Here is a 15,717-nt window from a genome sequence, read left to right on the forward strand (position 1 = left end):
TGCAGGAGCCGCGATGAGCATCGCCGATACACGACGCCAACAAATCTATCCGGTGCTCACCGCGGCGCAGATCGAGTCGATCCGCCGCTTCGCCAGCGGCGAGCCGCGCGAATTCGCGCCCGGCGACGTGGTCCAAAAGCTCGGCGAGCGCGGGGCCCCAGCCTGGCTGGTGCTGCGCGGGGCGATCGAGATCGAGATGCGCGATGCGCTCGGCCGGGAATCCGGCGAGCTGCATATGGGCGTGGGCCAGTTCACCGGTGAGATGGGTGCGCTTTCCGGCAGGGGTGCCTTTAGCACCGGACGTGCCGGTGCCCGGGGGTGCACCGCGATCCCATTCGACGCGCCGCATCTGCGCGCGCTGATGGTCGGCTCCGCCGAGGTCGGCGAGATATTCATGCGCGCTTTCATCCTGCGCCGGGTGGCGCTGATCCAGGACGGTGGCGCGGGCTCGGTGCTGGTCGGGCGCACCAGCGATCCCGAGCTGATGCGACTGCGAAACTTCCTGTCGCGCAATGGCTATCCACACACCTCGCTCGACGCCGACTCCGACGAAGAGGGCCGCGCCGTGATCGAGCGTTTTGGCGTGCAGCCGGACGAGTTGCCGCTGATGGTCTGCCCGGACGGCACGCTGCTGAAGCGGCCGAGCGAGATTCAGGCCGGCTCCTGTCTCGGCATTACGCCTGAGCTTAATCCGGACGATGTGTTCGACGTGGTGGTGGTCGGCGCCGGACCCGCGGGCCTTGCCACCGCGGTGTACGCGGCTTCCGAGGGCCTGTCGGTGCTGGTGCTCGATCAGCGCCACTTCGGCGGCCAGGCCGGGGCGTCGGCGCGGATTGAGAACTATCTCGGCTTTCCGACCGGTATCTCAGGCATGGCGCTGGCCGGCCGGGCCTTCAGCCAGGCGCAGAAGTTCGGCGCGCAGATTGCGATCCCGCTGCAGGTCAAGCATCTGGAATGCGGTGGGGCGGAGCGGCGTGACGAGGACCCGCTGCGGCTGATCCTCCAGGACGACCGCGCCGTGCAGGGCCGTAGCATCGTGATCGCCTCGGGCGCACGCTACCGGCGGCCGGACATTCCGAACCTCGACACCTTCGAAGGCATCGGTGTGTCGTACTGGGCGTCAGCGGTCGAAGCGAAACTCTGCGAGGGCGAGGAGATCGCGCTGGTCGGCGCCGGCAACTCCGCTGGACAGGCTTGCGTCTTTCTCGCGCCCAAGGTGAAGAAGTTGCATCTCATTTGCCGCGGCAAGGGCCTCGAAGCCTCGATGTCGCGCTATCTGATCGACCGCATCGGGGCGCTGCCGAATGTCGAGTTGCATGCCAGTACCGAGATCGTCGGGCTTGAAGGCGACGGCACTGGCGGACTCAAGAACGCGACGTTCCGCTGCCGCACGACAGGTGAGCTGAAGGTCTGTTCGCCGCGCCACCTGTTCCTGTTTATCGGCGCGGATCCGAACGCCGAATGGCTTTCCAAGCGCGTCGATGTGGACGGCGGAGGTTTTGTGATCACTGGCCAGCAGTTTGCCCAGGGTCGCGCCGGCTCCAACCGCGCGCCGTTGCCGCTCGAAACCAGCGTGCCTGGCGTGTTTGCGATCGGCGATGTGCGTGCGGGCTCGACCAAGCGCGTGGCGGCTGCGGTGGGCGAGGGCGCCGCGGTGGTGTCGCAGATCCACAGTGTGCTTTCGCCGCACTGATCAAAACACCGAAGGCTCCGGCGATGCCGCCGGAGCCTTCGTTAGTTCAAAACAGGAAGCGAACGGTTACGGGCAGGGACGCTCGATGCCACCTGCCCCGATGTATGTGCCGGTATTCGGATTGTAACTCCGGAACCGCTGCATGCAGTAGTCCACGGCGTCCCGACGGCGTGCCGCGTCGGCTGCAATGCCAGCGCCAATGATGCCGGCTGCAATGCCTACACCAATGCCGATCCCGCGGCCGCCACCGCCGCCGCGCCCACGACCGCCGCCGCCGCGAACAACGTTGCCGCCTCGACCACCACCACCACCGCCGCCGCGGCCACCGCCGCCACCGGGCTTTTTGCCGCGCTGCGCCATGGCCGGGGAAACGCTCGAGCTCATGAACACGCCGGTCATGGCGATGGTGTTGAATGCATAGACGCCCAGCAGTGCGCCGGTCGCCAGCAGCCGTGTCAGAAATTTACGGGCCGGTTGGCCCGGTTGTCGCCCAATCATAAATCTCTCTCCGTTGTGCCGTTACAGTCCTCCCCAGACAACCGTAGGCTGTTGTGTTGTATGACACAATGGACGGGTGGGCCGGCATGGGTGCGCCAGCTCGACCAAGCGCGTGGCGGCTGCAGTGGACGAGGGCGCCGCGGTGGTGTCGCAAATCCACAGCGTGTTGTCGCCGCACTGATCGGTGGTGTCGTTCCGGGGCGCGAGCGGCCGCGGAGAACGTTTCGAAACACCGAGGGCTCCGGCGGTGCCGCCGGAGCCCTCTCGATTTTCACCAAAGCAAATGGATCGCTCAGGGGCAGGGGCGCTCGACGCCGGGCGCAGCGAAATAGGTGCCGGTGTTCGGATTGTAGGTCCGGTAGCGCTGCATGCAGTAATCAACGGCGTTGTTCCGGCGGGCCGCGTCGGCCGCGATCGCGCCGCCGATGACGCCAGCCGCAATCCCGAGGCCAATGCCAACACCCACGCCGCTGCCACCGCGGCCTCGGCCTCGGCCGCGATCCCAGCCGCCGCGCCCTCTGCCGCGCGCCATGGCCGGCGAGACGCTCGATGTCATGACCACGCCGGTCATGGCGACGGTGTTGAACAGATAGACGCCCAGCAGAGCGCCGGTCGCCAGCACGCGAGTCAAGATTTTACGAGCCGGCCGGCTCGCCTGATGCCCAGTCATCGTGTCGTCTCTCCAAGTCTGTTCGTTGCAATCCTTCCCCCCGGCAACCTAGGCCCTTGCAAGGTACGATACAATGCAAAGGGGCCGACAAAAGGACGCGCGCAGCGGCAATACACCGCGGACGATGCTATGAGCGATGCGGTGACTGCCAGATGAATGAGGCATCGCGAAAACTCATTGCTGCGTTGAGATTTTGCCATCCACAGCAAGCGCCCGTTTCACCAGATCGAGCAGCGGGCCGACATTGGAATCGTTGTAGTAGCTCGCCGCGACCCGCACCGGATCGCCCGCGTAATAGCGCTCGTACTGCAGCATGCGCTGGCCGAACTGCGTGCCGGTGGCGTCCCAGGCGAGCTTATAGAGCCGGATGCGCTCCTCGGCTTCGATGCTTGCGCCTTTGTAATAGCGCGCGATGTCAGGGCCGATTTCCGAACGCAGGTCCGCCTCGGTCGGGCTGATGAGGAGACCGCCTGCGGCCAGCACCTGCGTCACCTGCACCATGCGCTCGTACCATTTCGGCAAATGGTAACGCAGTGCCTGCAGCGGCGCGTAGGCCGGCCGGATTGCGCCACGGCCGGTCGGCTCGGCCTTCTGCTCGGCCAGCACGATCGCGGCTTCGATCATCTGCAGATAGCCGAGCAGTTCACCGAGCTGCTCCTGCACATGCAGGAAGCTGTCGGATTTCACGGCGCGGGTGAGCGCAATGACGACGCCGGTCATGAACTGGCATTTGGCAAGGCCGCGCACCGCGGTCTGATGGCCCGTGTGATTGCGGATCGAGGCCTGCGCGAACAGCGCGTTGCCCATCTTCACGTCACCGTAGAGGAACACGCGGTCCCAGGGGATCAGTACGTCATCGAACACGCAGACCGCATCGGGCTCCTCGAAGCGCGCACCGAGCGGATGATCCCAGACCGACTGCCTGCCGTCGTCGAACGGCTCGCGACAGATGAAGCGCAGCCCCTTGGTGGCGCACGGAATGCCGAAGGCCAGCACATATTTCTCTTCGCCTTCGCGGATGCCGGGCTGCGGATAGATCAGGATCTCGTCGGCGGTCGGGCCATGCGTCGCCAGCATCTTGGCGCCGCGCACGATCAGACCTTCTTTGGTTTCCTCGACCACGCCGAGGTGTGCATATTCGTCGCCCTGCTGGTGCGAGCCCTTGGAGCGGTCGGTCTGCGGATTGACGATGGCGTGGGTCAGGAACAGGTCCTGGTCGCGGCAAAGCTTGTAGTAGTTGCGGACATTGTCGGCGAACTGCGCGCCACGCTGGCCGAAGAAGTCGGCGCCCTCGGCCCAGGTCATCAGCACGGTGTTGAGATAGTCCGGCGAGCGGCCGACCATGCCGAAGCTCGCCTCCGCCCAGACCTGCATCGACAGCCGCCGCTTGACCAGATCGGCCGGCGCGCGCGGGATGAGGAACGAGGCGCCGTATTCGGTGCCGTCCTCGCGCTGTGTCATGACGTCGCGATGGGCGGGCGCGACCTGCAGATCGTAGAGTTCGGCGATCGAGCGCACGGGGCGGGCGAACATCGGATCGGTGGTGACGTCGGCGATTTTCCGGCCCGCGGCCCAGACCTCGCGCGGCGCGCCGCGCAGGCCGTCGATGAACTGCTGTCCGCTCCGCACCGTCATTCCGACCGCTCCGTCCTCGCCCGAAGGCATAACCTTTGCTTACTATGCATGGCCGCGCGGCACCGCCTAGAGGGGACGCCGCCCCGCAACGGGAGACCGTTATGAGGAATTGGCTTGGTGCAATGGCGCTCGTTGCAATCGCTGCGAGCCTGGGGACCGCAGACGCGCAGACGTATCCGTCGCGGCCGATCACGCTGGTGGCGCCATTCCCGGCGGGCGGTCCCCTCGACGTCATCGCCCGCATCATTGTCGAGCCGATGCGCGAAACGTTGGGTCAGCCCGTGGTGATCGAGAATCTGCCCGGCGCAGGCGGTAATCTCGGCGTCGGCAAGCTCGCCAAGGCTGAACCGGATGGCTACACCGTCGGCATCGGGCAGTGGAGCACGCATGTGGTCAATCCGGTGACCTATGACGTGCCCTACGACATCGTGAAGGACTTCGAGCCGATCGCGCTGATCGCCAACACGCCGCAGCTCATCATCGCGCGCAAGGATTTTCCCGCGAAGGACGTCAAGGAGCTGGTCGTCTGGCTCAAGGCCAATCCGGACAAGGCAACGGCTGCGACCGTCGGCGTCGCCGGCGGCGCGCAGGTTTCGGCGATGTATTTCCAGAAGGAGACCGGAACGTCATTCCGCTTCGTGCCCTATCGTGGCGGCGGGCCGGCGGTGACCGACATGATGGCCGGGCAGGTCGACCTGATGTTCGATCAGGCGGCCAACGCGCTCGGCCCGGTGAAGGGCGGCACCATCAAGGCCTATGCGGTGATGGCGAAAGAGCGCTGGGCGCCGCTGCCCGATGTGCCCTCGATCGACGAGTCGGGGACGCCGGGGCTTTACGTGGCCTATTGGCACGCGATGTGGGCGCCGAAAGGCACGCCGAAGGAGGTCATCGCGAAACTGAACGCTGCGGTGGTCCACGCGCTCGCCGATCCCAACGCGAAGAAGCGGCTGGCCGACATCGGCCAGGACGTCTGGCCGCGCGAGCAGCAGACTCCGGAGGCGCTCGCGGCCTACCACAAGGCCGAGATCGACAAGTGGTGGCCGATCATCCGCGCCTCGGGGTTGAAGGCGCAGTAGGCCTTTTGCTCTTTCCGCCGGCTCGGCGTTTTTGCTTGGCGCTTCTACCTCCACGTCATGCCCGGCCACAGCCGTCCTAAGGACGGCGTCGCTTCGCTCGCCTACGGTGCCGGGCATCTCGATTAGGTGGGCACGGTGCGTCCCTCATCGAGATGGCCGGGACAAGCCCGGCCATGACGACTACTGTGGGCCGCGCAGAGGAAATAGAAAATGACCCATCCCGACTACGCCAAAGCCGCAGCCTTTATCAGCGCCGACAACGTTCGCACCTTGCTGATGGACCTCGTCGACATCTCGAGCCCGACCGGCAGCGAGATCGGCGTCGCGCAATATCTGGTCGCACGGATGCGGAAGTCCGGCATGGACACCGATCTGCCTTTGGTCGACACCAACCGCCCCAACGCGGTCGGTCACCGCCGCGGCCGCGGCGACGGGCTCAATCTTCTGTTCACCGGGCACATGGACACGTCCTACTCGGGGCAGGAGGAGCATCTGCGCGACGCAGGCCTCGGCTTCCAGCCCAAGGCGATCCATCGCGACGGCTGGGTCTTCGGGCTCGGCGCCAACAACATGAAGAGTGGGCTCGCTTCGGCGCTGATCGCGACCGAAGCCATCGAACGCGCGGGCATCGAGCTTGCCGGCGACATCTCGTTCGGCGGCGTGGTCGGCGAGATCGAGAAGACCGCGATCGAGGAATTCCAGGGCGTCGAATATTCCGGCTACGGCATCGGCACGCGGCAGCTGGCCACGCACGGCGTCACGGCGGACTTCGCACTGCTGGCCGAACCGACCGGCATGCGCATCTCGGTCGCCAACCTGGGCTGCATCTGGCTCCGCATCACGGTCGAAGGCACGGTGGCGCATTCGGCGCTCGCCAACCGCCCGAACGTCGTCAACGCTATTGCGGTGATGCATGAACTGCAGACCGACATCGCCAAATGGAGCAAGGACTACGAAGCCGCCCATGTGTTCATGGGCGAGCACCCGAACGTCACGGTCGCGGCCATTCGCGGCGGCGCGCCGTGGCGGCTGTCGCGCAATCCATACGAATGCAGCCTCTATCTCGACATCCGCACCGTGCCGGGCCAGACCGTCGAGAGCGTCAAGCGCGATTTGCGCAAGGTGCTGCGCGGCTTTGCCGACCGCAAGGGCATCGCCGAGCCGAAGCTGCACGTTTACGTCAGCGATCCGCCTCTGCTGCTCGACGACAAGCTGCCGATCATCGAGGCGCTCGGCGCGGCGCAAAAGGACGTCACCGGCGAACGGCCCCCGAACATCATCCGGCGCCCCGGCGCCGATGCGATTCATCTGACAGCCTATGGCGTGCCGTGCGTGGCCTTCGGCCCCGGCGGCCGGATGCACCCGGAGGCCAAGAACGCCAGCTCGATGCATTCCTTCGGCGAGCACGTGCTGGTCGAGGACTGCGTTGCAGCTGCGAAGATCTATCTGGCGATGGCGCTGGACTTGTGCAGCCGGAAAGCAAGCTGAGTTAGGCTCAACTCTCACGGTGTTCCCCGCGCGCGGCGCAGCACGAAGTGGTGCGCCGCAGACGCGGGGTCCCGGTTTCTTGATCAGCCAACCGGGGTCCCGGGTCTGCAGCGCATCATTCCGCTGCGCTTCATGCTGCGCTGCGCCGGGGACACAAGCGGTCAGTCCAAGGCCACACCGCTCGCCTTGATGGTCGCGGCCCAGGACGCGATCTCGTCGTCGACGAACGTCTTCGCGTAGTCGATCGAGCGCCGCTCCGGAGCGACCACGCTGACGCCGGCGTTTTTCAGCCGCTGCTGGGTCGCGGGGTCGTTGATCGCCTTCTGCGTGGCATCGTGCAGGCGTGTGACGATTGGCGTCGGTGTGTCTTTCGGAAAAAAGAAGCCGCTCCAGAAATAGGCCTCGACGCCCGGCAGGCCCTGTTCGGCCGAAGTCGGGATGTCCGGGAAGAGCGGCGAGCGCTCGCGGGCGAGATTGGCGATGGCCTTGGCGGTCTTGGCCTCGAGCTGGGCCGGCACTGCGGCGCCGAGCGAGCAGTAATAGTCGATGCGCCCCGCGGCGAGATCCTGCAGGGCCTGCGCCGAGCCACGATAAGCGATGTGCGTAATGTCGAGGCCGACTGCGGCGAGCGTCCGCGCGCAGGCGAGGTGCGAGCCCGAGCCGACGCCGCCCGAGGCGAATTGCATCTTGGCGCCGTTCGTCTTGGCGTAGGCGATGAACTCTTGCAGGTTGTTGGCAGGCAGGTCGGCGCGCGCGAGCAGGATGATCGGCTGCTCCACGCTGATCCCGGCGGTGGTGAAATCAGTTTTGGAGTTGTAGAGCGGCTTCTTGTAGGCGGATTGATTGATCGCGATGGTGTCGACGCTCGCGAGCGCGAATTGATAGCCATCCGGCGCGGCCTTGGCGACGCGAAGCACTCCCGTCATGCCACCAGCGCCGCCGATATTCTCGATCACCACCTGCTGACCGAGCGGAGCTGCAAGTCCCGCGGCGAGGATGCGTCCGACCACGTCCGACGCGCTGCCGGCCCCAAACGGCACCACCATGGTGACGGGACGCGATGGCCAGTCGTCGGCATATGCGGCGAGCGATGAGATCGCGAATGCCGAAGCGGTTGCCAGCGTCAGGCCGAGAAGACGAGCAGACATAATTCTATCCCTTGATCGGTCAGTGTTCGGAGTGGCCGATGGTTACAGCGCAGCGAAAAAAGCAAGAAACATGCCTGTCGGGCACTATCAGGAGTTTTTCGGCCCGCCAATGTAGCGCGCGATGCCAAGCTCCGTGCTCCAAACCTTACGGTTGCCTTCAAGAAGCGGCGCGACGAGATCGGCGCTGCGCTTGATCTGCGCCTCGACATCGCGGCGGAACGCCGGCGAGATTTCGCCGGCCTCGGCGGCGAGCTTGGCCTCGTCGATGGTGGCGAGCTTCCGCCCGCGCACGACGGGGCGGCCCGCCACCAGCACGGTGTCGATCGAGCCGCCGCATTCGGAGAATACGAGCTGCCGCGATGCGCTGTTGAACGGCACAAAGCTGGGCTCGTTGAGATCGAGGATCATCAGGTCCGCCGCCATGCCAGGCTTGAGCGCGCCGATCTGGCCTTCCATGTTGACCGCCTTGGCGCCGGTGAGCGTCGCAGCCTTCAGCGCCAGCGCTGCGGTGACCGGGTGCGGCTCAGGACTGGTGATGGCGGGGAGGAGGCAAAGCATCTTCATGGCGATGAAGATGTTCTGCGTCTCGGCGCAGCTGTAGTTGTCGCAGCCGAGCGCAACTTCGACTCCGGCCTTATGGAGATCGAGGATCGGCGCAGCCCCGCTCTTGAGCTTGAGGTTGCTGATCGGATTGTGCACCACGCGCGCCCGCGCGGCGGCGAGCATCTCGATGTCGCTTGGCGACAGCCAGACGCCGTGCACGAGATTGAGCCGCTCGTTGAGGAGCCCTGCGGTCTTCAGCAGTTCCAGCAGAGAGATCGATTGCACCTTGGCGGCGGCGGCCTGCGGCCGGGTCTCGTAGACATGGGTGAACACCGGCAGCTTGTGCTCGCGTGACAGCGCGGCCATGCCGGCCAGCAGCTCCGGCGAGCAGCGCTGCGGCGCCGACGGCGCCAGCGCCCAGGTGATCAGCTTCTTCGGCGCCATGCCGAGCCGCTTGATCTGGCCCGCGACGAAATCGAGCTCCTGCTGCGCTGTGCGGCCAGGCTTGCCGAAGATGCGGTCGCGGATCGCTTCCGGCAGGTCCTTCGCCATCAGCGGCGAAATGTCGAGCTGCGACTTGTCGCGCGCCGCGATCGCGAAATTGACGCGGATGCCGGCCTCGTCATAAGCCGACAGCACAGTGTCGAGATAGGCTTCTTCGACCGGGTAGAGGGTGAGGAAGTCCTGCACTGTGGTGATGCCGTTGCGCAGCATCTCGGCGGCGCCGATCAGCGTGCGAATGCGCACCTCGCGATGGGTGCGCGTGCCGTAGCCGGCCGCGCCCGTGTAGCTCGTCCAGATATCGAACGGCGCTTCCTCGAACATGCCCCGCATCAGCACGTCGTGAGAATGGTAGTGCGCGTTGACGAGGCCCGGCGCGACAAGCTTGTTCGTTGCGTCGATCACCTGCGCGCCCGCTGGTGCGTCGATATGCGGGGCGATCCGTTCGATCCGCCCCGCGGAAATCAGGATGTCGCCGGTCGCGGGCTGATGCACGTCGCCATCGTGGTCGTAGATGCGTCCGCCACGAATGAGAATGGTCGCGTTCTGGCCGGCGTCGGTCATGCAAATTCCTCCGTCACTTCGATCCTAGCATCGCATGCGGATTTGCATTGAGGGAATGTGCGGCAGCGTCGCCCCTGGCATGCGGTGTGCTTGCAGGTATGATCTTTTTCAAGCTGCCAGGATGGAGCGGGGCATGACTCTCAAAAATGGAATCGTTGCACTGGGCTTGCTGGCGCTCGGTCTCGCACCGGCGCCAGCGCAGAATTATCCGAACCGGCCGATATCGTTTGTGGTGCCGTTCGCGCCGGGCGGGCTCACCGACGTGCCGGCGCGTGTGCTCGCTCCGATCATGCAGGAGAAGCTCGGCGCCTCGATCGTGGTCGAGAACAAGACCGGTGCTTCGGGCGTGGTCGGCGCCACTCATGTGCTGCGCGCCGATCCCGATGGCTACACGCTTCTGGTGAACGCGCTCGCCGACGTTCAGAACCTGCACTACATCAAGGTTCCTTATGACGCGGTCGCCGACTTTACGCTGATCGGCAAGATCACCGATGGCCCGCCGCTGGTGCTCGTGGTCAACGCGGCGCTGCCTTACAAGTCGCTCAAGGAGCTGATCGACGACGCCAAGGGCAACCCCAACAAGATCAGCTTTGGTACCTCGGGACCGGCGACGTCGCCCGCGATTGCCATCACGCAACTCAATGCCACGGCGGGCACCAAGATCGTCGACGTGCCGTATCGCGGCTCGGGCGAGGCGGCCGCCGCCGTCGTGACGGGGGCCGTGCAGGCGACGTTCACGTTCTATCTGGCGGCCAAGCCGCTGGTCGAGGCCGGCAAGATACGTCCTCTCGCCGTGGCCGGCGCGCAACGTATCCCGGCCTGGCCGGACGTGCCGACCATGGAAGAGCTCGGCTACAAGAATTTCAACCATAGCGGCTTTGTCGGTCTCGTCGGGCCGGCGAAGCTGCCGCAGCCGATTGTCGCAACCTTGTTGAAGGCGCTCAACGAGTCGATCCATACCGAGCTGTTCAAGACGCGGATGCAGGAGCTCGGCATGACGATCCCGGATGCGGCCTCGAACACGCCGGAACGCTTCGCTGCCTACATGCGCGCCGAGCGCGAGCGGCAGGCCGAGCTTGCCAAACTCAGTGGGCACAATCCGATGTCAGCGAAATAGCACAAATCAGGGAGGAACAAACCCATGGCCAAGATCACGCGAACCAATCCCCCGACGATCTCAAAGCCGTTCTCGAACTATGCGCATGTGGTGACGGTGGAGGAGGCGAAAAAGCTCGTGTTCTGCGCCGGACAGGTCGCGGCAGACGTCGACGGCACCGTGCTGCCGCCAACCAGCTTCGAGGCGCAAAAATGCGCTCGCTGCCGGCGGGGCCAGATTCTCGGACGTCACCAAGGTCACCATCTACATCTGCAATCCGCACGATGTGCCGAAGGCGCGTGCCATCCTGAACGACTATTTCGGGGAAAACCCGCCCGGCAGCACGCTGTGCGTCCTGCGCGGACTCGCCAATCCGAATTTCCTGTTGGAGGTCGAAGCCATCGCGGCGGTGTGACTCTCGTCCCGTCATCCTGAGGTGCGAGCCACCAGCGCGTTCACGCGCGTCTTCGACGCGCTATGGCGAGCCTCGAAGGATGACGGCCCGGCTGTCGCACCAGCGGGGCCGTCGCCCTTCGAGGCCCGCCTATGGCGGGCGCCTCAGGGTGACGGTGATGGTCTACCCAAGTTGCCTGCAGATCGAGGCGGCTTGCTACTTCTTCATCTCGTAAGCCGCCTTCACTTTCTCGACCAGTTCCGGTGTGAGCGTGCTCACCTCGGCGACGACCTTTTGCAGTTCCTCGCCGGTGAGCGGGCCGACCGTGAGCTTCAAGCGCTCGGCTTCGGCCAAAAACTCCGGGTCCTTCATGGTGGCATCGAAGGCGCGGCGCAGCGCCTCGACCCGGTCGGGCGGCGCGCCCGGCGTGGTGAAGAAGGCGGTGCCGATCTCGGCGGCGTTGACCACGGCGCTGAGGATCTTGCGCTGCTCGTCGGTCTTGGCGAGTTCGACCACGGTCGGCACGTCGGCCATCTCCGGGTGGCGCTTCACGGAGAACTGCACCACGACGTTGATCTTCTTCTCCGGCCGCCAGTCGGGATGCGCGACCTTCACGGCAGTCCAGGACGTGGAATGGCCCTCGACCTCGCCACGCTCGACCGCAAGCTGCGCGTCGCTCGAGCCCTTGTAGCCCATGATCAGTTTGAACTTGGTACCGAGCACGTTGTTCATCACGGTCGGATAGATCGCGACCGTCGAGCCTACGCCGGTGCCGGAGAGCTTCGACTCGATCTTGAATGCGTCCTCGATCGTCTTCACTGGAGCGGTGTGCCAGAGGAACACCATATTGATCAGTGAGTCGATGCGGCCGATCCAGTTGAACTCGGCGGCCTTGAAGCGCACGCCCTGGGTGCCGAGCTTCTCGTCAAGCGGCGCGGTGGGCGCGCCGATGCCGATCACGGAGCCGTCCTTCGGCGCGACGTTGTAGACATAGGCGAGGGCGAGAAAGGAGCCGGCGCCGGGCCGGTTCTGCGGCACGATGGTCGGATTGCCGGGAATGTGTTTGCCGAGGTAACGGCCGAGCAATCGCGCATAGATGTCGTTGCTGCCGGCCGGCGGATAGCCGATCGCAAGCTCGATCTGCTTGCCTTTGTAGAACTGCTCGGGTGTCTGCGCGGAGCAGGGCGAAGTGCAGATGGCCGCGAAGGCCACAAGGCCCGCGGCTGTGACACGCTTCATCGGACGTCTCCCATTCACGTACGTTTCTTGTCGTTGACGCCAGATGATGCCGCACGCCAACCCCGAATGTCCTGCGGTAAACCACCGCGCCGGGCTTGGCAACGTGGACGAAACCCGACGGCCTTGGCTGCCGAGCAAAAAAAGAAGAGCCCGCACCGTTCGAGGTGCGGGCCCCACTTAGTTCAGGTCAATTCAGCTTAGTGGTCGTGATCGCCGTGGCCGTTGCCGTTACCATTGCCGTGGCCGTTACCATTGCCATGGTCATCGTCGTGGTCGTGCCCGTTGTCGCCACGGCCAGCGGCCTGCAATGCCACCGAGAGGCTGCGGACCGGACGAGTCAGCATCGTCTGCAGGTCGAACCGCCGCTCGATCAGCTTGATGATCGATGTCGTGTCGTAGTCTTCATGCGCGACACCGGAGCGTTCGAAGCGCTTCGAGACCAGCAAGGCAGGGATGCGGGTGCCCGGGCCCCATTGGTCGGCGGCCTGCGCGTCGCGGCCGTGGCGGCCATAGGGCGGGGGCGGGACGTGATCCCACTGACCGCCGAACTCGTCATAGGTGACGATGATCAGCGTGTCCTTGGCCTGCGGCCCGTTCACCACGGCCTTGATCAGGTCGACCAAGTGGCTGCTGCCCTCGGTCTCGCTGGTGTAGCCCGGGTGCTCGTTCTCCTCGCCGACCGGCTTGATGAAGCTTACCGCTTTGAGCGTGCCGTTCTGCGCCGACTGCAGGAACTCGGCCTCGTCGCGGAGATGGGTGCGCCCGACGGTGCCGATCTGGAAGTTGGCGAAGTAGTTGAACGCCTGATGGTGGTACTGGAAGTTCTTGTCCGGGCACAGCGGGAAGCCAGCGCTCAGATTGGCGTTCGGGTCCGTGCAGGACGAGGTGCCGTTGGTCCAGCCCGGGCCGCCGACGTTGCCGGAGGCGTTCGACCAGCCGCCCGAATACCAGGCCCAGTCGACGCGCTTGGCCATCAGGCGATCGCCGATCGTCGGGTTGGTGAGCGGCGGCAGGCGCTTGTTGTCGGCCGTGCCAGGCGAGTAGGGCTGGCTGAACGGCTGCGTGGTGTTGACCGCGTAGTCGCCGCAGGCGAGGCCGTTCGAAGCCGGGCAAGCCTGGGTCATCATGGTGTCCTTCACCGTGCCGGTCGGCGTGTAGAGCGGCGTGGCGGTCGGCATCCCGTTCGAGTCGACGATTGAATGGAAGTCGTTCGTCGAGCCGTCGTGGACCGCATTCGCCCAGAACGGAGAGGCGCCTGCAACCAGCCATTGATGGTTGAGGAACGAACCGCCGAACGCCGCCTGGAAGAAGCTGTCGGCGATCACATATTTCGGCGCGCCGCGCTCATGCAGATACTTGAAGATAGGCAGCTTCTTGGTGTCATAGGCGCCCATCGTGAGGCCCGAAGCATCGCTGCCGGTCAGATAGCGGTTCTGCTTGCCGCCGTTGAGCTGATACTGCTCGCTGTAGAAGCGATGCACGATGTCCTTGGTGCAGCCGCCGGGCAGGGCGCCGGCGCTGCCTTTCGCCAGGCCGTTGGCCGCAAATACGCCGGGAGCCGGGCAGGTGCTGTCGGTCGCCGCGATGTAGTTGTCGATGAAGAACGGCTCGTTCTTGAAGGCGCTCGTGAACGTCGTCGTGCCGATCGAGGTGTCGCTGCAGGATTGCGCCAACGGCGGTGACGTCAGGTTGACGTCGTTCTGCAGCAGGCACCTGTATTGAGTGACATTGTCCTGGCGGACCTGCTTGGTGCGCGCCGGCGTGGCGTTCTGCGGGCCGTTGATCTCGTCTTCGTCCACATCGCCCCAGTGGCCGTAGAGGTTATCGAAGCTGTGGTTCTCCTGATAGATGACCACGATATGCTTGAAATCCTGCAACGACGCCGCATGAGCGTTGGGCGCTATGGCAACAAGGCCTGCGATCAACGCGGCCATGGAAATTGAGTCTCTAAAGCGCATCTAGACAGCCTCCCGATTTAGAAAAATAAAAACCGCGGGAGACGCTAGGCCGGGCACATATCGGTTCGATGACTGTTGATTGACGTTCCCATTTTTTATGTGTGACGGACGTTTGCAGCCGTTACATCGGAAACCTTGCGCACTCGCGCGCATATTTCGACAGCATGATGTGTTCTGTGACTTGGCTGTCGCCGATCTGTAATTCAAACGTCATCGAAGCGCTGGTACAGATTCCCAATATCTCGCGATCAGCGTTCGATCGAAATCTTCGCGGAAACCGCGAGCCTTATTGTTGTTCCCAATGCGTCGAGCATCCTGCGGCGCTCAAGACCTTTGACCGGTACGGAGGTACTGATGGCGCGGGCTAAGAAAATTTTGGCGGCCGCGTCGGGCGTCACATTTCGCGGAATTTCGTTTTCTCTATTCTTTTCCGGCGCGCTGTGGCTCAGCGCCGGCGCCGCGGTGTCGAACGGTGTGCAGCCTTCGCTCGACGAAAGCGCTGAACGCTACCGGGCCTATCTGATCGAGGACATCGACCACGCGCTCGCCGGCGCGCGGCAGATGCGCGACTGCATGACGGCCAACGACCTGCCGTGCGCAAAAAAAGCTTGGATCGAGGCGCGCGTCGGCTGGGAGCGGTCGGAGGTATTCACCTCGGGATTCGTGCCTGACCTCGACCAGGACATTGACGCCTGGCCGAACGCCACGCGCGGCTTTCACGGCGTCGAAGCCAAGCTGTTCGGAGCCGGGAACGCCGACGCGCGTGCCGAAACCAACGTGCTGATCGCGCGGCTCGAGGAACTGGCCGCGCAGCTACGCGGCATTCCGCTCGCACCGCAGCGCCTGCTCAACGGCATAGCGCGGCTTGCCTTCGAAGTCGGCGGCAACAAGGCCGATGGCGGGGAGTCGCGGCTCAGCGGCACCTCCTTGAACGACATGCAGAGCAACGCTGACGGCATCGAGCTCGCCTATCGCGTGATCTTCGCCGACGCGCTCGCGGCCGGCGATCCGAAGCTCGGGCAGGAGGTAAGGACCTCGGTCGAGCGGCTGAAGGTTGCGGTCAGGATATCAGAGTTGAAGCAGCTCGACGGCGAAAAGCTTCGTGCCGAGAGCGAGGAACTGGTGACGCTCCTTCAAGTCGCCGCCCCGAAGATCGGACTTGGCAAGCCGACCCTCGAAGAAACCGCCCAGTGACACTCTGAAGTGATATCGCC

The 15,717-nt window shown here is 64.8% G+C and carries 12 protein-coding genes and 1 pseudogene; 6 read left to right on the forward strand and 7 right to left on the reverse strand.

The window, feature by feature from the left end:
- Nucleotides 1–13: 13 nt before the first annotated feature.
- On the forward strand, nt 14–1,693 hold the full coding sequence (locus RHPLAN_RS15865) for an FAD-dependent oxidoreductase (protein WP_068019723.1): 1,680 nt from the start codon (nt 14–16) through the stop codon (nt 1,691–1,693).
- A 66-nt stretch (nt 1,694–1,759) separates the two neighbouring features.
- On the opposite strand, the gene RHPLAN_RS15870 is transcribed toward RHPLAN_RS15865, so the two are convergent.
- The 3 genes from RHPLAN_RS15870 to hpaB all read right to left on the reverse strand — a co-directional run bounded on the left by RHPLAN_RS15870 (nt 1,760) and on the right by hpaB (nt 4,496).
- Nucleotides 1,760–2,191, reverse strand: coding sequence for a BA14K family protein (locus tag RHPLAN_RS15870; RefSeq protein ID WP_068019725.1), 432 nt, complete (start codon nt 2,189–2,191; stop codon nt 1,760–1,762).
- A 292-nt stretch (nt 2,192–2,483) separates the two neighbouring features.
- Nucleotides 2,484–2,861: a BA14K family protein gene (locus RHPLAN_RS15875; RefSeq protein WP_068019733.1), complete on the reverse strand. Its 378-nt coding sequence runs from the start codon at nt 2,859–2,861 to the stop codon at nt 2,484–2,486.
- 174 nt (nt 2,862–3,035) lie between these two features.
- Complete coding sequence (hpaB, locus tag RHPLAN_RS15880) at nt 3,036–4,496, reverse strand: 4-hydroxyphenylacetate 3-monooxygenase, oxygenase component (RefSeq protein ID WP_068031309.1); 1,461 nt, start codon at nt 4,494–4,496, stop codon at nt 3,036–3,038.
- A gap of 101 nt (nt 4,497–4,597) precedes the next feature.
- On the opposite strand from hpaB, the gene RHPLAN_RS15885 reads away from it, so the two are divergent.
- Entirely contained in the window at nt 4,598–5,572 is a 975-nt protein-coding gene (locus RHPLAN_RS15885) for a Bug family tripartite tricarboxylate transporter substrate binding protein (RefSeq protein WP_068019735.1), read from the forward strand.
- A 210-nt stretch (nt 5,573–5,782) separates the two neighbouring features.
- Entirely contained in the window at nt 5,783–7,060 is a 1,278-nt protein-coding gene (locus tag RHPLAN_RS15890; protein ID WP_068019736.1) for a M20 family metallopeptidase, read from the forward strand.
- Nucleotides 7,061–7,221: 161 nt separating this feature from the next.
- On the opposite strand, the gene RHPLAN_RS15895 is transcribed toward RHPLAN_RS15890, so the two are convergent.
- Nucleotides 7,222–8,208: a Bug family tripartite tricarboxylate transporter substrate binding protein gene (locus RHPLAN_RS15895; RefSeq protein ID WP_068019738.1), complete on the reverse strand. Its 987-nt coding sequence runs from the start codon at nt 8,206–8,208 to the stop codon at nt 7,222–7,224.
- A gap of 87 nt (nt 8,209–8,295) precedes the next feature.
- Nucleotides 8,296–9,816 carry an amidohydrolase family protein gene (locus tag RHPLAN_RS15900; protein ID WP_068019740.1) on the reverse strand — a complete coding sequence of 507 codons (1,521 nt, stop codon included), beginning with the start codon at nt 9,814–9,816 and terminating at the stop codon, nt 8,296–8,298.
- Nucleotides 9,817–9,949: 133 nt separating this feature from the next.
- Here RHPLAN_RS15900 and RHPLAN_RS15905 point away from each other — a divergent pair, with 133 nt between their 5' ends.
- Both RHPLAN_RS15905 and RHPLAN_RS40130 read left to right on the forward strand, forming a co-directional pair.
- On the forward strand, nt 9,950–10,933 hold the full coding sequence (locus RHPLAN_RS15905) for a Bug family tripartite tricarboxylate transporter substrate binding protein (protein ID WP_198164949.1): 984 nt from the start codon (nt 9,950–9,952) through the stop codon (nt 10,931–10,933).
- 190 nt (nt 10,934–11,123) lie between these two features.
- A pseudogene (locus RHPLAN_RS40130) lies at nt 11,124–11,327 on the forward strand (RidA family protein); the annotation flags it as partial.
- 195 nt (nt 11,328–11,522) lie between these two features.
- Here RHPLAN_RS40130 and RHPLAN_RS15910 read toward each other — a convergent pair.
- Both RHPLAN_RS15910 and RHPLAN_RS15915 read right to left on the reverse strand, forming a co-directional pair.
- Nucleotides 11,523–12,545, reverse strand: a complete 1,023-nt coding sequence (locus RHPLAN_RS15910) for a Bug family tripartite tricarboxylate transporter substrate binding protein (RefSeq protein ID WP_068019744.1) — start codon at nt 12,543–12,545, stop codon at nt 11,523–11,525.
- 197 nt (nt 12,546–12,742) lie between these two features.
- Complete coding sequence (locus RHPLAN_RS15915; protein WP_237180152.1) at nt 12,743–14,479, reverse strand: alkaline phosphatase family protein; 1,737 nt, start codon at nt 14,477–14,479, stop codon at nt 12,743–12,745.
- Nucleotides 14,480–14,857: 378 nt separating this feature from the next.
- On the opposite strand from RHPLAN_RS15915, the gene RHPLAN_RS15920 reads away from it, so the two are divergent.
- Nucleotides 14,858–15,697: an EfeM/EfeO family lipoprotein gene (locus tag RHPLAN_RS15920; protein WP_084244986.1), complete on the forward strand. Its 840-nt coding sequence runs from the start codon at nt 14,858–14,860 to the stop codon at nt 15,695–15,697.
- The last annotated feature ends 20 nt before the right edge of the window (nt 15,698–15,717 follow it).

The sequence above is a fragment of the Rhodoplanes sp. Z2-YC6860 genome (assembly GCF_001579845.1).
GTDB lineage: Bacteria > Pseudomonadota > Alphaproteobacteria > Rhizobiales > Xanthobacteraceae > Z2-YC6860.